We start from the raw sequence: 23,223 nt of genomic DNA on the forward strand, positions 1-23,223 counted from the left end.
CTCCCGGGCCCACCGAGGGCGTATGCCGGGTGCGTCAGGCCGAGCGGTCGGCGACGTCGCGCAGGCGCTGGCTCACGACCGTCGTGACGCCGTCACCCCGCATGCTGACGCCGTAGAGGGCGTCCGCGATCTCCATCGTCTTCTTCTGGTGCGTGATGACGATGAGCTGGGAGCTGTCGCGCAGCTCCTCGAAGAGCGTGATGAGGCGGCCGAGGTTGGCGTCGTCGAGAGCGGCCTCGACCTCGTCCATGATGTAGAAGGGCGAGGGCCGGGCCTTGAAGATCGCGACGAGCAGGGCCACCGCGACGAGCGAGCGCTCGCCACCGGAGAGCAGCGACAGCCGCTTGATCTTCTTGCCCGGGGGGCGGGCCTCGACCTCGAGGCCGGTGGTCAGCATGTTGGACGGGTCGGTCAGCACGAGCCGCCCCTCACCGCCCGGGAAGAGCCGCTGGAAGACGCGCTCGAACTGGACGGCGGTGTCCTCGAAGGCCTCGGCGAAGACACGCTCGACGCGCTCGTCGACCTCCTTGACGATGTCGAGCAGGTCTCGCTTGGAGTTCTTGAGGTCCTCGAGCTGCTCGGTGAGGAACTTGTGGCGCTCCTCGAGGGCGGTGAACTCCTCGAGGGCGAGCGGGTTGATGCGCCCGAGGGCGTTCAGCTTGCGCTCGGCCTGGCGCAGCCGCTTCTCCTGCGCCTCGCGCACGAACGGCACCGGGTCGGGCTGGGGCGCGTCGGGGTCTGCGTCGGGGTCGGGGACGGCCGGGACGAGCTGGTGCGGGCCGTACTCCTCGACGAGGTCGGACGGCGCGATGCCGAGCTCCTCGACCGCCTTGGTCTCGAGCTGCTCGATGCGCAGGCGCTGCTGGGTGCGAGCCACCTCGTCGCGGTGCACGCTGTCGGTCAGCTCGCGCAGCTCGGCCTGCAGCACCGAGATGTCACGGCGCACGACAGCCAGCTCGGCGTCGCGCTCGGTGCGCTCCGCCTCGCCTGCGGCACGGGCGTGCCCGGCCTGCTCGGCGGACTCGGCGAGCAGCTCGTGGGCCCAGGTCGCAGCCGCGCGCACGGCGTCGGCGACGGCGGCCTCACGGGCGCGGCGCTCGCGCTTCTCGGCGAGGCGCCGACGGGTCTCCTCCTCGTGCCGGGCGCTGCGCTCGAGCGCGTCGCCCCGGTCCTTGAGGGCTCGCGCCCGCTCCTCGCGGGTGCGCAGTGCCAGGCGCAGCTCCGTCTCGCTGGCCCGGGCCTCGCGCGCCACGGCCTCGAGCCGGTCGCGCTCCTCGGTCGACGGCTCGTCGGCGAAGTCGCCCTCGCCGCTGGCGGCCTCGAGGCGCTCGAGCAGCGCCGCGTGCTCGGTCTGGTCGGCCTCGAGGGCGGTCATGGCGTCGGCGATGGCCTTCTCGGTGCGCTCGACCTCGGACCGCGCGGCGCGGAGGGTCTGGCCCAGCGAGCCGAGCTTCTCGGCGATGGCGGCCATCCGGGCGTCGCTCTCGTTGAGCCGCTCGAGGGCGACCTCGACCGACTCGGCGAGCTCGGCGCGGCTCGACTCGGCACCGGCCACGCGGAAGCGGGCCTCCTCACCCTCCCGGGTGGCCCGGGCCATGGCGTCCTGGGCGTCGTCGAGGGCGGCCTGCAGCTCGATCAGGCTCGGGGCGCTCGTGCTGCCACCGCGGACGGCGCCGGGGGCGTAGACGTCGCCGCCGCGCGTGACGGCGGTGACGCCCGGGTGCTGGCGCACGAGGGTCCGGGCGGCAGAGCCGTCCGGCACGAGGGCGACGCGCTCGAGCACCTGCTCGACGGCAGGACGCACGGAGTCGGGGCACTCGACGACGTCGCGCGCCCAGCGGGCCCCGCCGGGCAGGACGGGCCACGACGCACGGTCGACGGCGGTGGCCGACTCGGAGACGAGCAGGCTGGCGCGGCCGTTGTCGCCGTCGCGGAGGGCGTCGAGGGCGGCCGCCGCGGCATCGAGGGACCCGACGGCCAGTGCCTCCGCGGCGGAGCCGAGCGCTGCGGCGACGGCGTTCTCGAGGCCGGCCTCGACGGTGACGAGAGAGGCGACCGACCCGAGGATCTCGTGTCCGTCGTCGGCGGCGGCGAGCAGAGCGGCGGCGCCGTCCTTGCGGCTCAGGCTGAGGCCCAGGGCCTCGACGCGGGCGGCGGCCGTCGTGCGGGCGCGCTCGGCGGTGGCCTCGGCCTCCTTCCAGCGGGCGAGCTCGGCCTCGGCGGCCTCGAGGCGCGCGGCAGCCTCCTCGTAGGCGGTGTCGAGCCCTTCCTCGCCCTCCTCGTCCTGGGCGACGCTCGACTCGAGGCGCGAGAACTCGTGCTCGGCCTCGGCGGCGCGGGCCTGGGCGGCCTCGATCGTGCTGCGCAGGCGTCCCACCTCGGCCTCACGGGCCTCGATGCGCGAGGCCTTGGCGCCGACCTGGCCGCCGAGCTTGGCCAGTCCCTCGCGCCGGTCGGCGGCGGCCCGCGCCTCGCGCTGGAGGCGAGAGGTCTCCTCGGCGTGGCCGCGCTCCGCGTCGGTGCGGTTCATGACCGCCTCCTCGAGCGCGGCCTTGGCCTCGGCGATCTCCTCCAGGAGGTAGGCCTCCTGCTCGCGCACCTCGGCGGCCTGCTCGCGCAGCTGCACGGGGTCGCGGCTCTGCCCGGGGGCGTCGGGCTCGTCGTCCTCGCTGAGCAGGCGCACCCGCTCGGCGGCGAGCGAACGCGTCGAGGCCATCCGCTCGACGAGGCGACCGAGCGCGACGTACTCGTCCTGGGCGCGGGTCAGCGCGGGGCGGGCGGCCTCGGCCGCCTCCTCGAGCGCGGACAGCCGGTGGGCGAGGTCACCGATGGACTCCTCGACCTCGGAGCGGCGCTCGATGAGGGCCGACTCGTCGGCGACCTCCTGCTCGAGCGTGGACGTCAGCTGGACGAGGTCGTCGGCGACGAGGCGCAGTCGGGCGTCGCGCGCGTCGGTCTGGATGACGGCGGCCTTGCGCGCGGTCTCGGCCTGGCGCCCGAGCGGGCCGAGCTGGCGGCGGATCTCCCCCGTGAGGTCGTGCACCCGGGTGAGATTGGCCTCCATCGTGTCGAGCTTGCGCAGCGCACGTTCCTTGCGCTTGCGGTGCTTGAGGACGCCGGCCGCCTCCTCGATGAAACCGCGGCGCTCCTCCGGGGTGGCGCGCAGGACGGTGTCGAGCTGCCCCTGCCCGACGATGACGTGCATCTCGCGGCCGATGCCGCTGTCGGAGAGCAGCTCCTGCACGTCGAGCAGGCGGCAGGGGGTGCCGTTGATGGCGTACTCGGACCCGCCGTTGCGGAACATCGTGCGCGCGATCGTCACCTCGGTGTAGTCGATCGGCAGGGCACCGTCGGTGTTGTCGATCGTCAGGGCCACCTCGGCGCGTCCGAGCGGCGCGCGACCGGAGGTGCCGGCGAAGATGACGTCCTCCATCTTGCCGCCGCGCAGCGACTTGGCGCCCTGCTCGCCCATGACCCAGGCGAGCGCGTCGACGACGTTGCTCTTGCCGGAGCCGTTGGGGCCGACGATGCAGGTGATGCCGGGCTCGAGCCGCATGTGGGTCGCCGAGGCGAAGGACTTGAAGCCCTTCAGGGTGAGGCTCTTGACGTACACGACCCGAGAAATCCTTTGTCCAGCCAGCCAGCGATCCCGGTCAGCGTACTAGCCGGTGGGCGCTGCCCCGGGGAGGCGAGCGACCTGCGCGTTCGCAGGGCCCCCGCGTGACGGCATACGACCGCCTACCGTGGACGGGTGGACACCGACGCGACCCGGCCCCGAGCGACCCCCGACCCGAGCGACGCGCACGCGGTCACGACGCTCGAGCGGCTGCTCGAGGTCTACCCGGGCGACCCGGCGCCCAACAGCCTCGCCAAGGAGTCCGCGACGATCACCCCGAGCCACGCGCGGATCATCGCAGCCGCGCCGTTCGTCGTCATCGCCACGGTCGGTGCCGGCGGCCTCGACCAGCCACCTCGCGGTGATGCCGCGGGCTTCGTCGTCGTGCGCGACGAGCGCACCCTCGTCGTGCCGGACCGCCGCGGCAACCACCGCCTCGACACGCTGCGCAACGTCGTCGCCGACCCGCGCGTCGGGCTCCTCTTCCTCGTGCCCGGCCTCGGCGAGGAGCTGCGCGTGCGCGGGACCGCGGTCATCTCGACCGACCCCGACGAGCTGGCCCGGCACACCGTCAGGGGCATCGCCCCGGCGTCGGTGCTCGTCGTGACGGTCGAGCGCATCTACTTCCAGTGCGCGCGGGCGGTGAAGCGAAGCCGGCTGTGGGACAGCAGCGCCCAGGTCGACCCGAAGACCCTTCCGACCGCCGGCACGATGACCCGCGAGGCGGGCGGGTTCGCCTCGGACGACGAGGCGGCCGCCTACGACGCGGCGCTCGACGAGCGGCAGGCAGCGACGCTCTACTGACGACCCGTCGTACGCGTCGTACGCGTCCTACGCGTCGCCGTTCGCGATGCGCTCGTGGTGGTGGATGACCTCGGCGATGATGAAGTTCAGGAACGCCTCGGCGAAGACGGGGTCCAGGCCGGCGCTGTCGGCGAGCGACCGGAGCCGCGCGATCTGACGTTCCTCGCGCTGGGGGTCGGCGGCGGGCAGGTGCTGCTCCGCCTTGAGCCGCCCGACCTGCTGGGTGCACTTGAACCGCTCCGCCAGCAGGTGCACGAGGGCGGCGTCGATGTTGTCGATGCTGCTGCGCAGCCGGGCCAGCTCGGCAGGGACCTCGGGCACGTCGCTCACGCGGCCAGCCTAGGTGGACTAGCGCTCCACGAAACCCGTGGTCCCGTCCCTCGGAACGCCGGCCTGCACGACGACGCTCTCGACGTGGCCGGGGCGGCGCGTCGTCGAGGGCGTCTCGCGCAGCAGCGCCTCGAGGGCGTCGACGGCGTCCGCGCTCCCCTGGGCCACGACCTCGACGCGGCCGTCGGCCGTGTTGCGGGCGTGCCCGACGATCCCGAGCTCGAGCGCGCGGGCCCGGGTCCACCATCGGAAGCCGACGCCCTGCACCGAGCCCCGCACGAAGATCGTGCGCCTCACGGTCTCACCGGCCGGTCCAGTCGATCGCTCGTCCACCCCGACACGGTATGCCGCGTGGCGCCGCGGTGTCGGCACCACCCGTCACTATGCTCACGGCAGGCACACCGGTGACTCCACTCACTGCAGCCCACGGAAGGAGCGACGTGACGACGTCGGCGATTTCACGGGCGGCTGGCACGAGCCAGACCGCCGAGGCGGCCACGGAGGCCGGACCGCGATCGGGGCGTGCCCGTCCGGTCGGCACCTCCCCGGGCCGCTCGGGCCGGATCGAGGGGCTCGACGGACTGCGGGCCCTCGCCATCGTCGGTGTTCTCGTCTACCACCTCAACGCGTCGTGGCTGCCGGGCGGCTTCCTCGGCGTCGACGTCTTCTTCGTCGTCTCGGGCTTCCTCATCACCACGCTGCTCGTGCGCGAGCACGAGCGCACGGGGCGCATCGCCCTGTCGCAGTTCTGGGTCCGCCGGGCCCGCCGCCTCCTGCCGGCCCTCGTGCTCTGCGTCCTGACCAGCGTCCTCATCGCGCGCGCGGTCAGCCAGGACCTGCTCGTCGAGGTGGGCCGCCAGATGCTCGGCGCCCTCACCTTCTCGACGAACTGGATCGAGATCACGGCCGGCAGCAGCTACTTCGACCAGACCGCGCCCCAGTTGTTCATGAACTTCTGGTCGCTGGCCGTCGAGGAGCAGTTCTACCTCGTGTGGCCGTTGGTGACCCTGGCCCTGCTCGCCGTGGCGAGCCGGGTGCGGGTGGGCGTCGCGCTCGCCGTAGGTCTCGCCTCCTCGGTGCTCATGGCGGTGATGTTCACGCCGGGCACCGACGCGACCCGCGTCTACTACGGCACCGACACCCACGTCATGGGTCTCATGGCCGGCGCCGCGCTCGCCTTCGCGTGGGCCAGTCCGCGGCTCGCGGGGTGGGTGGCCCCGTCCCGCTGGGGTCGCTTCGGGGCGTATGCCGTGCCGCTGGCCCTCGTGGTCCTGCTGGCCGAGATGTTCCTCCTCGACGAGCAGTCGAGCCTGACCTTCCGCGGCGGCATCGTCATGGCGTCGGTCGCGACCGCGGTCCTCGTCATGGGGGTGCTCGAGCGGCGCCCGGGTGGCATGACGGCGACCCAGCGGGTGATGCGGCACCCCGTGGCCGGGTGGGTCGGGGCGCGGTCCTACTCCATCTACCTCTGGCACTGGCCGGTCATCCTGCTCGTCGCCCTCGACAACCCGTCGGCCCCCGGCACGCCGTCGCACCTGCTGACACGACTGTGGTGCGTGCTCGTGACGCTCGCACTGGCCGACCTCACCTTCCGCTTCGTCGAGACGCCCTTCCGCACCCTGGGCTTCAGGGGTGTGGCCACGGCACTGCGACGCGGGCTGTCGATCCTGACCCTGCGCGGCCGGCGTGGACTCGCGGCGGTCGTCACGGTGCTGGCCGTCGGGACTACCGTCATCGTCCTGACGGCCCCCGACCAGAGCGAGACCGCCCGCCTGCTCGCGGCCAACGAGGCCGCGGCGGACGCGTCCGCGACGGCCGCCCCCACCGCCGCTGCCACGCCCGGGTCCGCCACGCCCACCTCCGTCCCGGCGGCGACGACGACGCGGGCGACCGCCCCAACGGGCGCGTCCCCGTCCCGGAGCGCGTCGGGCGCGAACGCGTCGTTCACGATGCCCACCGGCAACGAGATCGACGCCTACGGTGACTCGATCATGGTCGGCAGCCTGCAGGCGCTCCAGTACTACTTCCCCGGCATCCGCATCGACGCCAAGTCCAACCGCCGGTGGTCCGACGGGCTGACCGAGGTCTCGGCTCGCGGCGACGGCAACCGGCGCGCGGTCATCCTCGCCTTCGGCACCAACGCGGGTGTCGACGAGGACCGCGTCAAGCAGGTCCTCGACGTCCTCGGCCCCGACCGGATGGTCGTCCTCGTCAACATCATGGGCCCGTTCGCGCGCGTCGACACCGACAACGCCACGCTCGAGCTCGTCGCGCGCGGACGCCCCAACGTCGTGGTGGCCGACTGGGCGGACGCCATCCGGGCCCACCCCGACCAGGTCCAGTCCGACCGGATCCACCCGACGATCAGGGGCGCCCACCTCTTCTCCAAGACGGTGCGACAGGCAATGGCCGACCTCTCCGCCAGGAACACCGGCACGAAGGTCGTGCTCAAGGACCTCCCGATCCCCTGAGGCCGCAGGCCTGCCACGCCGCGAGGGCCGGCCGGGTGCCCGGGCGCCGTCATCGACGCCTGACCGCCCGGGCTGCCGCCGGGTCGCGTCGCCTGACGTCGCCGGACCGTCCCAGCCGTCAGGGAGGGGTGACGGGGATCGTGCGCAGCTCACCGTCGTCGCCGGCGAGCACCACCACGGCCGCGTCCGGCAGGTCGGCCAGGACCTCGTTGAGGGCATCGACCGTCCAGGGTGGCGCCGTCGTGTCGGTCCGCGCCAGCAGGCTGACGGCTCCGCCCGTGCGTGCGTGCACGGCCCGGACGACGTCCGGGTCGGCCGGCCCGACGAGCATGACGTAGCGCGGCCCGTGCCGCTGCTCCCCCAGCACGCCGCGGTCCGCCCGGAGCACCGTCCAGTGGTAGGCGGCCACGAGCCCGGACGTCACGATGATGCCGAGCGGGTAGCGCACGGCCTGGAGGGTCTGCGGCCCGACCGTGCCGGCGAAGACGTCCTGCAGGGCACTGACCACGCCCGCGAGCAGGGCGCCGACGGCGGCCACCCCGGCCACCCCGAAGAGCACGAGCACGTAGACCCGACGGCTGGCGGACCGCCGCTCCCCCACGGGGTCCGCCGCCACCTCCCGCTCCAGGCGTCGCCAGAAGAACCACCAGACCGGCCCTCCCACCGCCATGAGGGTCGCCGCGGCGATGACGGTGTCGAGCGGGTCGCTCCCTCCGACGAGGGCAGCGTCGGCGCCGCCCAGCCCCTCGACCCCGGCCACGATCATGACCACGAGGCCCACGGCTGCCGCCACGATCCCCACCCCCGCGAGCAGGTAGTCGTAGGCCCGGCGCACCTCGGTGCGTCCCGTGTCGGCCGCCGGGCGCAGGACGGCCCGGTGGTAGGCCCAGACCACCCCGCCCACGACGACGGCGCCGAGGGCCCACGGCAGCGCCTCGAGCTGCGACGTGCCACTCGCCCCGGCTCCTCTCAGGAGCCACACGAGGAGCCGGTCGAGGGCGACGCTCGCCCCCACGACCGCCGTGAGCAGTCCGCCGGCCACCCCGACGAGCAGGACCAGGACGTGCCACAGCGTGCCGCGCTGGAGGTGGCGCGCTGGCAGCAGCCAGCACACCGCCCAGACCGGCAGCCCTGCCGCGAGCGTCATGACTCCGAGCTGCACCGCGGAGGGCGCGTCGGGCGCGGTGCTCGTGGAGATCCCCAGGACCTGGCCGAGGAGACCGCCGAGGAGCAGGACCGTCCCCGCCGATGCGACGCTGAGCCCGACGGCGGCTCCGAGGAGCCCGGCCACCGTCAGCACGTCCCGCCCCACGACGCGGCGCTCGATCGCGCGGTGGACGAGCCAGACACCGCCCCAAACGACGATCTCGGCGAACTGCGAGCCACCGCTGAACGGCACTCCGAGTGCCCACCCGACCGTGATCTGGAGGGCGAAGACGACCGAGACGACCGAGACGACCGATGCGGCGGTCAGGTAGAGGGTGAAGCCGCGCGAGCGTGCCTCGGCGGCGTCGCTGCGGATGTGGCCCCTGGTCCACGCCGCGAGCACCACGTAGAGCGGCAGCCCGACGACCGCGAAGGCCGTCTGCTGGGCCAGCAGGTCCTCGAAGCCCTCCGTCGGCCGCCCGACGTCGATGACCCGGGCGAGCAGGCCGACGACGCCGGTGACGGCCACCATGAGGAGGCCGAAGAGGACGAGGTAGGTGAAGAAGCGGCGGATCGAGGTCCCGTCGGAGCCACGGGGACCGCCGTGCGACAACGCTCGTCTGCCGCCCCATGCCACCAGGGCGATGACGACGAGCGCCAGGACCAGTGTGCCGACCATCTCAACCTCCCATGTCGCAGAACTCGAGGGGCCACGGCGTCCCGGTGAGACGCCATGCGCGCTCGACGGTGCGGAGCGAGAACGTCCGCCGCTCCACGTAGCCTGAGCCGCCGAACGGGTCCATCCCGCCGTCGGCGAACCGGATCTCGACGTCCACGGTGGCCGTCGAGCCGCTCGCGCTGCTGGCGACGAGGTCGACCCGGGAACCGGGCGCGCCGTAGCCGGGCGCCACCGAGCCGTTCTCGAGGTCCCGGGCACGACAGGGTCCGGCGGGATCGATCCAGCCGGCGGCGTCCGCGGTGCGTCCGTCGAGGACGGCCGTCAGGTAGGACTGCACCGCTGCGACCGGCCCTCCAGCGGGGACCGCCGGCGGGGCGCGCCGTGAGGCGACGACCGCCGAGACGGTGGCCAGCGCGATGATCACGGCCACGACACCCCCGAGGACCCGACTCGTCCTCATGCCTCCAGTCTCGACCGGTTCCGTTGGCGCCGAGGACCTTCGGACGGTGATGTGGGACTCACCGACCCAGCGCGACGACCTCGTCCCCGACGCGCAGCGTGGCGTCCGGCCCGACCGGCAGCACCGGAGTCAGCCGGATGCCGAACCACGTGGCGCCCTCCCACTTCCGGTGCCGGGCCAGGGTGCGGATCGGCTCCTTGCCGGTGCTCAGGTCGTCGCGGTCGATCGTCGTCATCACGCACCGGTCGCACACCATCGTCGTCCGGAACGCGACGTCGCCGATGCGAACCGTCGCCCAGGTGTCCTCGGCGAACGGCTCTGCACCCGCGACGACGACATTGGGTCGGAATCGCTCGTGCCCCAACGGATCCCGCGGTTCCTCACCACGCTCGAGGGCGGTCTCGGCCACCCAGTCGTTCAGCCTCGCGAGAGACGACTCCGACGTGACGTGGAGCGGGGCGGCGTCCGAGAGCGAGTTGCGGTCGCCGTCGGCGCCACCGAGGTCCGGCCGGATCGGGCGGTGCGTCGTGTCGTCCTGCCACACCAGCCGCAGGGGTCGTCCCACCCGGGCCGTCAGCCAGTCGTCGGCGCGTGGCCCGGCTGGCCGGGCCCGGTCCTGTCCCGAGAAGCCGACGCGCACGGGCGGTGCGTCGTGGGGCGGCGCCACCTCGACCGGGTCGCCACCGGATCCGAGCAGCCGGACTCCGCCCCCGTCGAGCGGCTCGGCCCGCAGACCGAGCAGCGCGTGCTCCTCGCGGGCGGTGACCTTGGTGCCGTCCGGGTCGACGACCGCCCACCGCCGGTCACCGCGCAGTCCTTGCGCCTCGACGGCCGCGGCCTCGAGGGACACGCCGCCGAGCGACTTCACGGGGTATGCCGTCAGCGCCGTGACGTGCACACCCTCACGCCCGCGCGGCGTCACTCCGCGAGCCACGCGGCATACGCGTCGAAGGTGTAGGGCCGGCCGAGGAAGTCCTCGACGAGGTCGGCCGCGTCCCGCCGGCCGCCCTGGGCGAGGACCTTGTCACGGTAGGCGCCCGCGACCTCGGGGTCGAAGAGGTCGCCGTGGTCGAAGGCCGAGAACATGTCCTTGGCGATGACGAGCGACCACATGTACGTGTAGTAGGCCGAGCTGTAGCCGTCGAGGTGCCCGAAGTGGCACTGCATGTGCGTGCCCGAGAGGTGCGGGAAGACGGAGTAGCGCTCCATCAGCTCACGCAGGCGGTCCGTGAGGTCGTCGGTCTCGTGCACGTGGAAGTCGTAGGACAGCGCGGCGTAGAACATCTGCGTGCGCGCGTCGTAGCCCTTGCCGAAGTCGTCGGCGCGCCGCATGGCCCGCACGAGCTCGGCCGGGATCGTCGCCCCGTCCGTGTTGCGGGCGAAGGTCGCGAGGACGTCGGAGTCCCAGGCCCACTCCTCGAGCATCTGGCTCGGGGCCTCGACGAAGTCCCACTCGGTCGCGACCCCCGAGAAGCGCACCCACTCGGTGCGGCCGGCGAGGACGTGGTGCACGAGGTGGCCGAACTCGTGGAAGAGGGTGACGACCTCGTCGTGCTCCATGAGGCCACGGTTGAAGTTGCACACGAGCACGCCCTCGGCCAGCTGCGTGCCGGCGACGCCGCGGGCCAGGTCGAACTGGGCCGCGTGCTTGTACTTGCCCTCGCGCGGGTGCAGGTCGAGGTGGATGCGCCCGATGCGCTCGCCCTGGAACGACACGTCGTAGGTCGCGACCTCCTCGTGCCAGGTCCGGGCGTCCTCGCGCGGGACGAGGGACCACTCGAGGCCGAAGAGGCGGCCGGTGACGTCGAGCAGCCCCTGGCGCACCGACTCGAAGGGGAAGTAGGTGCGGACCTTCTGCGCGTCGACCGCCAGCTGCTCCTTGCGGACCAGCTCGGCGTAGTAGGAGACGTCGGCGCCGTCGATGTCGGTGGCGTCGGGCCGGTCCTGGCGCAGGCGCTCGAGCAGCACCGCCTTGTCGCGCTCGGCGCTCGCGGTGGACAGCTCGGTGATGCGGTCGATGAACTCGCCGATCGCCTTGCCGCTGCCGATCATCTTGACCTCGGCGTCGTAGTCGGCCCACGACGCGTAGCCCAGCAGCGCGGCGTGCTCGCGCCGGACGGCGAAGATCTCCTGCAGCACGCGGTCGTTGGCCGGCCAGGCGATGGTGAGGAACTCGGTCACGAGGTCACGCCGGGCCTGCGCGTCGTGCGCGAAGGTGCGGAACGGCACGACGTCCGGGTAGTCGGTCGTCACGGTGACGAGACCCTCGTCGTCCACGGGGTGCGCGTCGACCCAGTCCTGCGGGAGGCCGGCCAGCCGGTCGGGGGTGAGGCGGATGCTGCGGACGTTCTCACGGATGTTCTTGCTGAACTCCTGGCTCAGCAGGATGGCGCGCTCGCTCAGCTCGCGCAGCCGGTCGCGCGTCGTCTCGTCCTGGTCGACGCCCGAGCGGCGGAAGTCGCGCAGGGTGCGCTCGAGGACCCGCGTCGCGTCCGCGTCGAGGCCGGTCGCGTCCAGACCGGCGAGGACGGCATACAACCCGGTGTCGAGACCGAGGTCGGTGTCGAGCTTCTGCACCTGCTGCGCCACGGCCTCGGCGCGCTCGCGCACCGCCTCGTCCGGGTGGACCTCCGAGAAGAGCGACCCGACGGAGGCTGCGTTGGACAGCGCCGTCTGGGCGTCGTTCCAGACGCGGAGGACCTCGAGCGGCTCACGCGGCGGGTCGCTGCGCAGGCCCTCGACGAGGGAGCGCGCCAGCGCGAGCTGCTGCTCGCCGCGGGCGCCGACCCAGTCGAGCCAGTCGCTCTCGAGGGGCAGGGGCAGGTGGGTGGGCACGGTCGTCACAGTCGGCACTGTATGCCGCCGGCCGGCCCGGACGTCGAACCCCGGTCCCCGAGCTAGTCCCAGAGCTGCAACGACCGCGTCAGGATGCCGTGGAGGTCGTCCGGCCCGACCTCGCGCGGGCTCGTCGCCAGCAGCCGCTGCTGCTTGAGCGAGCCGTCGACGAGGTCGGCCACGTCGTGCTCGCCGTAGCCGACCTCCCCGAGCCCGTTCGGCAGGCCGATGTCGCGCATCAGGTCGACGAGGATCCCGGGGAGCACGTCCCGATCGTCCGAGTCCCACCGGGCGCCGTGGGCCGGGTCGAGCAGCCGGGCGGCCGCCAGATGACGGGCGGGGTCGGACTCGAAGGTCCACCGGAAGGCCTCGGGGGCCGTCAGCGCAACAGCCATGCCGTGGGGCACCATCGGCTCGTCCTGCGGGTAGCCCTCGGGGTGGAAGTCACGCACCCGACCGGCGATCGGGTAGGCGTTGGCGTGCGGCACGTGGACCCCGGCGTTGCCGAAGCCGAGCCCGGCGAACGTCGCGGCCAGCGCCATGTCACCGCGCGCCGCCTCGTCGGACCCGTCGCGCACCGCGGTGCGGAAGGCCTTGGCCAGCAAGGACATCGACCGTTCGGACCACATGTCCGAGATCGGGTTGCTGCCGCAGTACGGCACCCGCTCCCCGGGCTGCTTGCGCTCGTAGCTCGTGAACGGGCGCGCCGTCCAGCTCTCGAGCGCGTGGCACAGGATGTCCATGCCCGCGCTCGCCGTGACGCCGGCGGGCTGGGTCGCCGTCAGACGGGGGTCGACCACGGCCAGGCTCGGCCGCAGCCGCACGTGGCTGATGCCCGTCTTGACCTTGAGCGAGAGGACGTCGAGCACGCAGATCGTCGTGCTCTCCGCACCGGTCCCGGTCGTCGTCGGCACCGCGACGAGCGGCGCGAGGGGGCGGCTCGGGGCCCGTCCCGCCCCGACCGGCACGTTGACGTAGTCCATCAGCTCGCCGCCGTCGCTGAGCAGCAGGTCGACGGCCTTGGCGGTGTCGATGGCCGAGCCACCACCCACGGCGACGAAGCCGTCGAAGGGCCCGTCGGCGCGGGCTCGCTCGACGGCAGCCACGAGGCTCGCGTCCGTCGGCTCGACGTGGGCCGAGTCGTGCACCACCGCGTCGATGCCGAAACCTCGTATGCCGTCCGCGACCCGGTCGGGCCAGCCCGTCGACAGCACGCCCGCGTCGGTGACGACGAGCACGCGGTGCGCACCGAGTGCTGCGAGGTCGTGGCCGATCTCGTCGGCGGCTCCCGCACCGAACTTCAGCTGCGGGGCGCCGTAGGTGAAGACGGACTCGGGGTTCGCAGGCGACCACGTCATGGGGCCACCCTAGGCTGGGACCCATGTCCAGTGACGAGCGCGCCGGCACCCTCGTCGTCGGGGCCGGCCAGGCCGGCATCTCGCTCGTCACCGCCCTGCGCGACCTCGGCGACACCGGTCCCGTGGTGCTCGTCGGCGACGAGTCGGACCCGCCCTACGAGCGGCCGCCACTGTCGAAGGGCTACCTCCGCGGCGAGCACCACCGCGACTCGCTCGTCTTCCACGACGCGGCCTGGTTCGCCGACCTCGGCGTCGAGCTCGTCACCGGTGACCGCGTGGTGTCGCTCCGGCGGGACACCTCCGGCGGCAGCGCCACCACGGCCTCCGGACGCACCCTGACCTTCGGCCGGCTGGCCCTGACGACGGGGGCCGCCAACCGCACGCTGCCCGTCGAGGGCGCCGAGCTCGACGGGGTGCACTCGGTGCGGACCCTCGCCGACGCCGACCGGCTCGCACCACGGCTCCGTTCGGCCCGCCAGGTCGTCGTCGTGGGTGGCGGTTTCATCGGGCTCGAGATCGCCGCAGGGGCCCGCTCGCTCGGCGCCGCCGTCACGGTCGTCGAGGTGACCGACCGCCTCCTCGGGCGCGCCGTCACCCCCCTGCTGTCCGACGCCGTCCGCGACGCGCACCGGCGCCGAGGCACCCGGATCCTGCTGGGCGGCGACGCCGTCCGCGTCGTCGGGACCGACGGCGCCGGCGGTGCGGTGACCGGTGTCGAACTCGCGGACGGCACGACCGTGCCCGCCGACCTCGTCGTCGTCGGCATCGGGGCCATCCCCCGCACCGAGCTCGCCGAACAGCTCGGCCTCCACGTCGAGCCCCACGGCATCGTCGTCGACGAGCACGCCCGCACCTCCGACGGCCTGACCGTCGCGGCCGGCGACTGCGCTCTCGGCCCCAACCCGTTCACCCGCGGCGAGCCCGGACCCACGAGGCTCGAGAGCGTGCCGCACGCGACCGACCAGGCACGCACGGCCGCGGCGACCCTCGCAGGCCACGACACGGCATACGACAGCGTGCCGTGGTTCTGGAGCGACCAGGGCGACCTGCGGCTGCAGATGGCGGGCCTCCCGCACGGCGCAGACCGCACCGTGGTCCGGGGCGACGTTGCGGCAGAGCGGTTCTCGCTGCTCAGCTACCGCGACGACCTGCTCATCGCCGTCGAGTCGGTGGGCGTCCCTGCCGACTACCTCGCCGTGAAACGAGCGCTCGGGAAGGGTATGACCATCCCTGCCGACGGCGCGACGGACACCTCCGTCCCGCTCAAACGGCTCATCACACGGGCACGAGACACCGACCCGTCCTGACGCGCCCCGCGCCGGACGCTGCGTTAGCGTGAGTCGTCGCCCAACGAAGGGACTGAACGCATGCATGCACTGGCGGGTCTGCCCACCGCGGACACCCTCATCAGCGCCAAACCCGTCGACTACGTCATCATCGCGCTCTACTTCGTCTTCGTCCTCGGCATCGGGGTCATGGCGAGGCGCGCGGTGTCCGACTCGATCGACTTCTTCCTCTCGGGCCGGTCGCTGCCGGCCTGGGTCACCGGCCTCGCCTTCATCTCGGCCAACCTCGGTGCCGTCGAGATCATGGGCATGTCGGCCAACGGCGCCGAGCTCGGCATCTCGACCGTGCACTACTTCTGGGTCGGCGCCATCCCCGCCATGCTGTTCCTCGGCGTCGTGATGATGCCCTTCTACTACGGCTCGAAGGTGCGATCGGTCCCGGAGTTCATGTTCCGCCGGTTCGGCACCGGGGCCCACCTCGTCAACGCGATCAGCTTCGCCGTCGCGCAGCTGCTCATCGCCGGCGTCAACCTCTACCTGCTCGGCTCGATCGTGCACGCGCTGCTCGGCTGGCCCCTGTGGGTGGCGCTGCTCGTCGCGGCCGCGATCGTGCTGTCCTACATCACGCTCGGCGGCCTCTCGGCGGCGATCTACAACGAGGTGCTCCAGTTCTTCGTCATCGTGGCGGCGCTGCTGCCCCTGACCCTCATCGGCCTGCACCGCGTGGGTGGCTACCAGGGGCTCAAGGACAAGATCACCGAGTTCGCGTCGTCCCCGGCCGCCGCGGCCGCGAAGGTGCCCTCGGCCGACCAGCAGCTGCACTCCTGGCCCGGCGAGGCCCTCTCCGGCTTCAGCTCCCCGGTGTGGTCGGTCATCGGCATCGTCTTCGGCCTCGGCTTCGTGCTCTCCTTCGGCTACTGGACGACGAACTTCGTCGAGGTCCAGCGCGCCATGGCGTCCAACTCGATCTCCGCGGCCCGCAAGACGCCGATCATCGGCTCGTTCCCCAAGATGTTCGTGCCCTTCATCGTCATCCTGCCCGGCATGATCGCCGCGGTCCTCGTCCCGGAGATCACCAAGCTCAAGGCCGGCGGCTCACCCCCCGGTGGGGCCTCGGGCGAGGGCGTGAAGTTCAACGACTCGCTGCTGCTGCTCATGCGTGACGTCCTGCCCAACGGCCTGCTCGGCGTCGCCATCGCCGGACTGCTCGCCGCCTTCATGGCCGGCATGGCCGCCAACATCTCGGCGTTCAACACCGTCTTCAGCTACGACCTGTGGCAGCGCTACATCCGCAAGGACCACAGCGACGACTACTACCTGCGCATCGGCCGCCTCGCGACCATCGGCGCGACGGTCATCGCCATCTTCACCGCCATCGTCGCAAGCTCGTTCAGCAACGTCATGGACTACCTCCAGACGCTCTTCGGCTTCTTCAACGCGCCGCTCTTCGCGACGTTCATCCTCGGCATGTTCTGGAAGCGGATGACCGCGACCGCAGGTTGGGTCGGCCTCTCGGCAGGCACCCTGTCGGCCGTCCTCGTCGCCTTCCTCAGCAAGGACGCGTTCGGGACCCTCAGCCTCGGCGTCATCCCCCTCGGCGGCCAGGGCGCCGCGTTCGTCGCGGCCTCCGCTGCCTTCGTCGTCGACATCGTGCTGAGCGTCGTCGTCTCGCTCATGACCGAGCCCAAGCCGGCGAGCGAGCTGCGCGGGCTCGTCTACTCCGAGACGCCGCGCGAGGACCTCGTCGACCCCGAGGAGCGCAAGCTCCCGTGGTTCCGGCGCACGCTCCCCCTCGCGGGCCTCTCGCTCGTCCTCGTCCTCATCCTCAACTTCTTGTTCTGACAGGAGCATCGACATGAGTCAGAAGCACGATCTCGACGCTCCCGACCCCGACGGGGCACCCGAGGGGCGCCACACCGCGGGTGCCTTCGACATCCGCAACTTCATCGGGGCCCTGCTCGGTCTCTACGGGGTGATCCTGCTCGCCATGGGGCTCTTCGGTGACCAGGCGCTCGCCAAGACGGGCGGCGTCAACGCCAACCTGTATGCCGGCATCGCCCTCATCGTGGTCAGCGCCTTCTTCGTCGTGTGGGCACGGGTCAAGCCGATCGTCGTACCCGAGCACGTGGAGCGGCCCGACGACGACCCGGTGCGCCCGGCGCCGAAGCGCCGTCCCGGCGGGCACTGACACCCACCGGTCCCACGGTCCCGCAGCCCGTCCCTCGTCCTCGACGGTCAGGACGGGTTGCGGCGTCTCGGGCGGGGCTGGCACACCGGGCACGAGAACGACGAGCGGTTCATGAACTGCTCGCGGCGCATGATCGTGCCGCACCGGTCGCACGGGGTGCCCGCCCGTCCGTAGGCGTGGAGCGAGCGGTCGAAGTAGCCGCTGGCCCCGTTGACGTTGACGTAGAGCGCGTCGAAGCTGGTCCCGCCGTGGCCGAGCGCCTCGGACATGACGTCCCGGGCGTGGTCGAGGATGCGCGACAGCGTCGGCTTCGTCAGCGACGAGCACAGCCGCTCTCCGTGCACCTGCGCCCGCCACAGGGCCTCGTCGGCATAGATGTTGCCGATGCCCGAGACGAGGGTCTGGTCGAGCAGGGCGCGCTTGACGGCGCTGTCGCGCTGCTTCATCCGACGCACGACCGAGGCCTGGTCGTAGGCGGCCTCGAACGGGTCGGGCGCGATGTGGGCGACCGACTCGGGGATACCGTCGGCGCGCAGGGGTGACAGCGCCAGCCCGCCGAAGGTGCGCTGGTCGACGAAGCGCAGCTGCGGGCCGCCGTCGGCGAAGTCGAACCTGGCGTGGCAGTGCTTCTCGAGCGGTGCATCGGCCGGCTCGACGAGCATCTGACCGCTCATGCCCAGGTGGACGATGAGGGCGTCCTCGCCGTCGAGGGCCAGCCACAGGTACTTGCCGCGGCGGGAGGCCGCCGTGACGGTCACGTCGTGCAGGCGCGCTGCGAGGTCCTCGGGACCGGCGTCGTGGCGTCGGGCCACGCGCACTCCGGTGATCCGGGCACGGGTGACGTGCCGACCGACGACGTGGTCGGCGAGGCCACGACGGACGACCTCGACCTCGGGCAGCTCAGGCACGCGGCTCAGCCGTGGGACGAGCCCGGGGCGCCGGCCGGCCCACCGGCACGGTCCGAGGAGGTCGCCGACGCGACGGCACCGGCCGACGTGCCCGCGTGGTCCAGCGGGTCGAGGACGGGCGCGGCATCCACCGCGGTCACGGCGCCCACCGGCTTGCGACGGGCGTCGAGCGTGTGCCAGGCCTCCTTGGCGGCCTTCTGCTCGGCCTCCTTCTTCGACCGGCCGTGACCTTCACCGAGGACCTCCTCGCCGACGACGACGCGGGCGTGGAACTCCTTCTCGTGGTCCGGTCCCTGCTCGCCGACGCGGTACTCGGGCGAGCCGAGCGCCGACCCGGCGGCCATCTCCTGCAGGCTCGTCTTCCAGTCGAGCCCGGCGCCGAGGGTGGCGGCGTCCTCGATGAGGGCGTCGAAGTGGTGGTGCACGAAGCGCGCGGCGTAGTCGATGTCCGTGGAGAGGAACACCGTGCCGATGAGGGCCTCGAGGGTGTCGGCGAGGATCGAGGCCTTGTCGCGGCCTCCGGTCGCCTCCTCACCCTTGCCGAGCATGACGTACTGCCCGAGGTCGAAGGTGCGGGCGACGTCCGCCAGGGCGCGCATGTTGACGACCGCCGCGCGCAGCTTGGCCAGCTGGCCCTCGGCGAGGTCGGGGTGCTCGCGGTAGAGGGAGTCGGTGACGACGAGTCCCAGCACCGAGTCACCGAGGAACTCGAGACGCTCGTTGTTGGGCAGGCCACCGTTCTCGTAGGCGTACGAGCGGTGCGTCAGGGAACGCAGGAGCAGCGGCTCGTCGATGTCCTGGCCGACCACCTCGCGGAGGTGGGCGATCAGAGCATCGACGGGCCGCTGCGGCACCGCCGGAACACCCCCAGCGCCAAGGTCGCTCATGGGGCTGCTCACGGTGTGATCAGGCCTGGTGCTCGGTGCGCTCGGCAACGGCGTAGTGACGGCCCTTGTACGTGCCACACGAGGGGCACGCGATGTGCGGCTGGGTCGCCGCACCGCACTGGGGGCACGTGGTGAGCGTCGTCGGCGTTGCCTTCCAGTTCGCGCGACGCGAACGGGTGTTGGAGCGCGACATCTTCCGCTTCGGGACAGCCACGTCAGTTCCTCTTCTCTTGCGGGTCGTCGCTCAGCAGTCCACTGAGGGACGACCACCTCGGGTCGATCACTTCATGTTGATGGTCCGGGTCCTCCGCGAGGTGCATCCCACACTCGGAACACAACCCCGGGCAGTCCGGCCGGCACACCGGTTGGAACGGCAGCGTCGGCACGACAGCGTCCCGGAGCACGGGCTCGAGGTCGATGAGGTCACCGACCAGCTCGTGCACCTCGTCCTCGTCCGAGTCGGCTCCCACCTCGTGGTGGTGCGCCGCCCGGTCGGCGTAGGCGAACAGCTCCTGGAAGCGCCCCTCGACATCGAGCTCGAGAGGATCCAGGCACCGCACGCAGACGCCGGTCGCCGTGCCACTGACCGAACCCGTCACGAGGACACCCTCGACGACGGACTCGAGTCGCACCTCGACCTGGACCGGATGACCGGCCGGGATCGAGATGACGTCGGTTCCGAGGTCTTCGGGGAACGTCACCGTGCGCGAGAGCTCCAGCATCGTTCCCGGTCGCCGAACGAGCTCCCTGGTGTCGAGCACCAGAGGAGAACGAGGATCGAGAAGGTCCATGGCTCCTGCGCACAGTTGAGGATTCGGCCCGCGCCAAGACGGACGTGGACCGACCTCCAAGGCTACTAGAGGCGCGCCGTGCGCCCAAATCAGGCGAGACGGTCGGTCAGGGCCGCGAGGACGGGGTCCGGGACGAGCCCCCGGACGTCGCCGCCGTAGCGCACGACCTCCTTGATGAGCGAGCTCGACACGTGCTGCAGGGTCGGGTCGGCCGCGAGGAAGAGGGTCTCGACACCGGTGAGGTGGCGGTTCATGTGCGCCATGGGCAGCTCGTAGGCGAAGTCGGTCCCGCCGCGCAGGCCCTTGACCATCGTGGCGGCCCCGACCTCGCGGCACACGTCGACGACGAGCGTGCCCGCCCAGGCGCCGATGCGGACGTTGGGCAGGTGCCCGACGGACCTCTCGATGAGGTCGGTGCGCTCCGGCACGCTGAACGCGCCCTGCTTGCTGGGGTTGTGCAGGATCGCGACGACGACCTCGTCGAACAGCCTGCTGGCCCGGGTCACCACGTCGACGTGACCGTTGGTGATCGGGTCGTAGGAGCCGGGACACACACAGCGGCGCGCTTCGCTCGTCACGCGCCCAACCTACCGTCCGGGTCACGCCACCGGCGGGAGCCGGCTCAGGCGACGACCTCGCGCGGCGGCGGCTCCGCGAACCACACCGCGGTCTCGCCGTAGCGCTTCTCCCCCGACAGCTCGAGCCCGTCCGGCCACGTGGGCTGGGGCGAGCGGCTCGAGCGCTCGACGACGACGAACGCCTCCGGCGCGAGCCACTGCTGCTCGACGAGGGCGGCGAGCACCGCCGCCAGCGCCTCCTCGGACACGTCGTAGGGCGGGTCGACCAGCACGAGGTCCATGCGCACTCCCGGCGGAGGGCCCGCCGCGAGGGCGCGCTCCACGCTCTCGGCGAGGACCCGGACGCCGTCGTGCCCGACGACGGCGACGTTGGCGCGGATGACCTTCGCCGCCGCCCGGTGGGACTCGACGAGCATCACGAGCGCAGCCCCTCGGCTCGCAGCCTCGAGGCCGAGGGCCCCGGACCCGGCGTAGAGGTCGAGGACGTTGGCCCCGTCGAGCAGCCCGCGGTGCTCGAGGCGGCTGAAGAGCGCCTCCCTGACCCGGTCCGACGTGGGACGGGTCGAGGACCCCGGGGGCGTCTGGAGCCGCCGCCCACCGGCGGCCCCACTGATGATCCGCGTCATCTCATCCTCGCTCGAGCCACACGGCCTGGTCCTCGTCGAGGCGCATCGCGACGGCCGCCGCGAGCGCCGGGTGCTCACGCAGCCCGGGGTCGCGGTCGACGAGGGCGAACGCGTCCTCCCGGGCGTCGGCGATGATCTGCTCGTCCTCGGCCCGGCCGAGGCGCAGGTGCCGCACGGAGTTGCCCCGGCCGCTCTGACGTGCGCCCAGCACGTCGCCCTCGCGGCGCAGCAGGAGGTCGGCGCGGGCGAGCTCGAAGCCGTCGGTCGTCGCCGCCACCTGGTCGAGGCGCTCGGCGGCCCGCTCCCCCGCCCCCTGGGTCATGAGCAGGCAGAGGCCGGGCACGGCGCCACGGCCGACGCGCCCACGGAGCTGGTGCAGCTGTGAGATGCCGAAGCGGTCGGCGTCGACGACGACCATGACGGAGGCGTTCGGCACGTCGACACCGACCTCGATGACGGTCGTGGCCACGAGGACGTCGATGTCGCCCGCGGCGAAGGCGCGCATGGTGGCGTCCTTGGCGTCCGGGTCGAGGCGGCCGTGCAGCACCTCGAGGCGCACGCCCTCGAGCGCCGGGGTGGCGCGCAGCGTGGCGAGCATCGCGTAGACGCCGGTCAGCTCCTTCGTGGGAGCGTCGGGCCCGGCGTCCGGACCCGTCTCGTCGTCGCCGTCCCAGTGGGCGTCCCAGCCGGCGTCCTCGTCGGAGGTGTCCCGGGAGAGCGCCGCCGAGCCCGGCTCGTCGTCGACGTCACCGATGCGGGGACAGACGACGTAGGCCTGGTGCCCCTTGGCGACCTCCTCGGCCACGCGCTGCCAGGTACGGTCGACCCAACCCGGTTTCTCTGCGTCGACGACGTGGGTGGCGATGGGCGAGCGCCCGCGGGGCAGCTCGCGCAGGGTGGAGGTCTCCATGTCGCCGAAGACCGTCATTGCGACGGTGCGCGGGATCGGCGTCGCCGTCATGACGAGCACGTGGGGTGGACGGATCCCCTTCTCGCGCAGCGCGTCCCGCTGCTCGACACCGAACCGGTGCTGCTCGTCGACGACGACCAGCGCCAGGTCGGCGAACTGCACGTGCTTCTGGATCAGGGCATGGGTGCCCACGACGATGCCTGCCCCGCCCGATGCCGCGTCGAGCAGGGAGCGTTTGCGCGAGGCGGCGTTCTGGCTGCCGGTGAGCAGGGCCACGGTCGTGCCGAACTCGGAGCCCCCGAGCATCCCGCCCTGGGCCAGGTCGCCGAGCATCGCCGTGATCGACCGGTGGTGCTGGGCCGCCAGGACCTCCGTCGGTGCGAGCAGTGCGGCCTGGCCGCCGGCGTCGATGGCGGCGAGCATGGCCCGGAGGGCGACCACCGTCTTGCCCGAGCCGACCTCGCCCTGCAGCAGCCGGTGCATCGGGCGCTCGGACGCCAGCTCGGACGCGAGCACCTCACCGACCTCGCGCTGGCCCTCGGTCAGCTCGAAGGGCAGGCGGGCGTCGAACGCGGCGAGGAGGCCGCCCGGTCGTGGGAGGCGCGGCGTCGCGAGCTCGGACTCGGCGGCCTTGCGACGCTGGGCGAGGATCGTCTGGAGGACGAAGGCCTCGTCGTACTTGAGGCGGTCGAGGCCCCGGGCGGGCTGGTCGTCGACGGCGGGGCGGTGGACGAGCTCGAGCGCGACGGCCCGGTCGACGAGACCGCGCGCCACGCGTACGTCCTCGGGGACGGGCTCGCGGATGCGGTCGACGGTGTCGAGCGCCGTGTGCACGAGCTTGCGCAGCCGCAGCGAGTTGAGCTTGCCGGTGGTGGAGTAGACCGGCACTCGGTGCGTGCGGTACCACTCGACGGCGGCCTCCCCCGCCTCCTCGTCGTCGAAGAGCTCGTACTCCGGGTGGGTCAGCTGCAGGCGACGGCCGTAGGCGCCGATCTGCCCGACGAAGAAGCCGCGCACCCCCGGCCGGAGCTTGCCCTCGTGGCCGTAGGCGCTGAAGAAGGTCACGTCGAGCTCGTTGCCGAGGTCGTCGCCGATGACGACCGTCAGCATCTTGCCCCGGCGGTTGCGCATGGACCGGGTCGTCGCCGTCTTGACCTCGGCCACGACGAGGACGTCCTCGCCGACGTGGAGCGCGGACAGGTCGGTCAGCTGGCCCGGCCGGACGTAGCGTCGCGGCACGAACTCGAAGAGATCGGCCACGCTGAGCAGGCCCTTGGTGCGGGCGAGCTGCTCGGCCTCGTTCTTCTTGACGAGCTTGGTCAGGGGCGAGTCCTCGGTGAGCACGGGCAC

At 72.5% G+C, this 23,223-nt stretch carries 20 protein-coding genes; 5 read left to right on the forward strand and 15 right to left on the reverse strand.

Annotation, left to right across the window (positions count from 1 at the left end; genetic code table 11):
* Window positions 1-34 precede the first annotated feature (34 nt).
* Window positions 35-3,613: a chromosome segregation protein SMC gene (smc, locus tag ABD297_RS06240; protein WP_344253964.1), complete on the reverse strand. Its 3,579-nt coding sequence runs from the start codon at window positions 3,611-3,613 to the stop codon at window positions 35-37.
* A 138-nt stretch (window positions 3,614-3,751) separates the two neighbouring features.
* Between smc and ABD297_RS06245 the strand changes: the two genes are divergently transcribed.
* On the forward strand, window positions 3,752-4,420 hold the full coding sequence (locus ABD297_RS06245; RefSeq protein ID WP_344253965.1) for an MSMEG_1061 family FMN-dependent PPOX-type flavoprotein: 669 nt from the start codon (window positions 3,752-3,754) through the stop codon (window positions 4,418-4,420).
* Window positions 4,421-4,447: 27 nt separating this feature from the next.
* Here the strand turns inward: ABD297_RS06245 and ABD297_RS06250 are convergent, their stop codons facing one another.
* Together ABD297_RS06250 and ABD297_RS06255 are read right to left on the reverse strand one after the other, a co-directional pair.
* Window positions 4,448-4,750 (reverse strand): chorismate mutase, encoded by a 303-nt coding sequence (locus tag ABD297_RS06250; protein WP_344253966.1) that lies wholly within the window; start codon window positions 4,748-4,750, stop codon window positions 4,448-4,450.
* 18 nt (window positions 4,751-4,768) lie between these two features.
* Window positions 4,769-5,083, reverse strand: a complete 315-nt coding sequence (locus ABD297_RS06255; protein ID WP_344253967.1) for an acylphosphatase — start codon at window positions 5,081-5,083, stop codon at window positions 4,769-4,771.
* Between the two features lie 107 nt (window positions 5,084-5,190).
* On the opposite strand from ABD297_RS06255, the gene ABD297_RS06260 reads away from it, so the two are divergent.
* On the forward strand, window positions 5,191-7,221 hold the full coding sequence (locus ABD297_RS06260) for an acyltransferase family protein (RefSeq protein WP_344253968.1): 2,031 nt from the start codon (window positions 5,191-5,193) through the stop codon (window positions 7,219-7,221).
* A gap of 118 nt (window positions 7,222-7,339) precedes the next feature.
* Here the strand turns inward: ABD297_RS06260 and ABD297_RS06265 are convergent, their stop codons facing one another.
* Genes ABD297_RS06265 through ABD297_RS06285 form a run of 5 tightly spaced genes read right to left on the reverse strand, consistent with a single transcriptional unit; the run spans window position 7,340 to window position 13,699 of the window.
* Complete coding sequence (locus tag ABD297_RS06265) at window positions 7,340-9,046, reverse strand: DUF5671 domain-containing protein (protein WP_344253969.1); 1,707 nt, start codon at window positions 9,044-9,046, stop codon at window positions 7,340-7,342.
* A gap of 1 nt (window position 9,047) precedes the next feature.
* The gene (locus ABD297_RS06270; RefSeq protein WP_344253970.1) at window positions 9,048-9,506 is read right to left on the reverse strand and encodes a hypothetical protein; all 459 of its coding nucleotides are present in this window, start codon (window positions 9,504-9,506) and stop codon (window positions 9,048-9,050) included.
* A gap of 58 nt (window positions 9,507-9,564) precedes the next feature.
* Window positions 9,565-10,440, reverse strand: a complete 876-nt coding sequence (locus ABD297_RS06275) for an MOSC domain-containing protein (protein ID WP_344253971.1) — start codon at window positions 10,438-10,440, stop codon at window positions 9,565-9,567.
* Window positions 10,425-12,350 carry a M3 family metallopeptidase gene (locus tag ABD297_RS06280; RefSeq protein ID WP_344253972.1) on the reverse strand — a complete coding sequence of 642 codons (1,926 nt, stop codon included), beginning with the start codon at window positions 12,348-12,350 and terminating at the stop codon, window positions 10,425-10,427. The genes ABD297_RS06275 and ABD297_RS06280 overlap by 16 nt, the downstream gene beginning before the upstream one ends.
* Before the next feature lie 53 nt (window positions 12,351-12,403).
* Window positions 12,404-13,699 (reverse strand): hydroxyacid-oxoacid transhydrogenase, encoded by a 1,296-nt coding sequence (locus ABD297_RS06285; protein ID WP_344253973.1) that lies wholly within the window; start codon window positions 13,697-13,699, stop codon window positions 12,404-12,406.
* Between the two features lie 23 nt (window positions 13,700-13,722).
* Between ABD297_RS06285 and ABD297_RS06290 the strand changes: the two genes are divergently transcribed.
* From ABD297_RS06290 to ABD297_RS06300, 3 genes are read left to right on the forward strand one after another with little or no spacing between them, the layout of a single operon-like run.
* Window positions 13,723-15,006 carry an NAD(P)/FAD-dependent oxidoreductase gene (locus tag ABD297_RS06290; RefSeq protein WP_344253974.1) on the forward strand — a complete coding sequence of 428 codons (1,284 nt, stop codon included), beginning with the start codon at window positions 13,723-13,725 and terminating at the stop codon, window positions 15,004-15,006.
* Between the two features lie 60 nt (window positions 15,007-15,066).
* A complete protein-coding gene (locus ABD297_RS06295) occupies window positions 15,067-16,827 on the forward strand; it encodes a sodium:solute symporter family protein (RefSeq protein ID WP_344253975.1) in 1,761 nt (586 codons plus the stop codon).
* A gap of 13 nt (window positions 16,828-16,840) precedes the next feature.
* Window positions 16,841-17,173 (forward strand): hypothetical protein, encoded by a 333-nt coding sequence (locus ABD297_RS06300; RefSeq protein WP_344253976.1) that lies wholly within the window; start codon window positions 16,841-16,843, stop codon window positions 17,171-17,173.
* Window positions 17,174-17,220: 47 nt separating this feature from the next.
* Here ABD297_RS06300 and mutM read toward each other — a convergent pair whose 3' ends face one another.
* The 7 genes from mutM to ABD297_RS06335 all read right to left on the reverse strand — a co-directional run bounded on the left by mutM (window position 17,221) and on the right by ABD297_RS06335 (window position 23,223).
* Window positions 17,221-18,081 (reverse strand): bifunctional DNA-formamidopyrimidine glycosylase/DNA-(apurinic or apyrimidinic site) lyase, encoded by an 861-nt coding sequence (gene mutM / locus ABD297_RS06305; protein ID WP_344253977.1) that lies wholly within the window; start codon window positions 18,079-18,081, stop codon window positions 17,221-17,223.
* A gap of 5 nt (window positions 18,082-18,086) precedes the next feature.
* Window positions 18,087-18,968 (reverse strand): ribonuclease III, encoded by an 882-nt coding sequence (gene rnc / locus ABD297_RS06310; protein ID WP_344253978.1) that lies wholly within the window; start codon window positions 18,966-18,968, stop codon window positions 18,087-18,089.
* A 19-nt stretch (window positions 18,969-18,987) separates the two neighbouring features.
* On the reverse strand, window positions 18,988-19,182 hold the full coding sequence (gene rpmF / locus ABD297_RS06315) for a 50S ribosomal protein L32 (protein ID WP_030146690.1): 195 nt from the start codon (window positions 19,180-19,182) through the stop codon (window positions 18,988-18,990).
* A gap of 1 nt (window position 19,183) precedes the next feature.
* Entirely contained in the window at window positions 19,184-19,759 is a 576-nt protein-coding gene (locus tag ABD297_RS06320; protein WP_344253979.1) for a YceD family protein, read from the reverse strand.
* An 89-nt stretch (window positions 19,760-19,848) separates the two neighbouring features.
* Complete coding sequence (coaD, locus tag ABD297_RS06325) at window positions 19,849-20,337, reverse strand: pantetheine-phosphate adenylyltransferase (RefSeq protein ID WP_344253980.1); 489 nt, start codon at window positions 20,335-20,337, stop codon at window positions 19,849-19,851.
* A gap of 44 nt (window positions 20,338-20,381) precedes the next feature.
* The gene (rsmD, locus tag ABD297_RS06330; protein WP_344253982.1) at window positions 20,382-20,963 is read right to left on the reverse strand and encodes a 16S rRNA (guanine(966)-N(2))-methyltransferase RsmD; all 582 of its coding nucleotides are present in this window, start codon (window positions 20,961-20,963) and stop codon (window positions 20,382-20,384) included.
* A 1-nt stretch (window position 20,964) separates the two neighbouring features.
* Window positions 20,965-23,223 carry an ATP-dependent DNA helicase RecG gene (locus ABD297_RS06335; protein ID WP_344253983.1) on the reverse strand — a complete coding sequence of 753 codons (2,259 nt, stop codon included), beginning with the start codon at window positions 23,221-23,223 and terminating at the stop codon, window positions 20,965-20,967.

Source organism: Terrabacter carboxydivorans, from assembly GCF_039532035.1.
GTDB lineage: Bacteria > Actinomycetota > Actinomycetes > Actinomycetales > Dermatophilaceae > Terrabacter > Terrabacter carboxydivorans.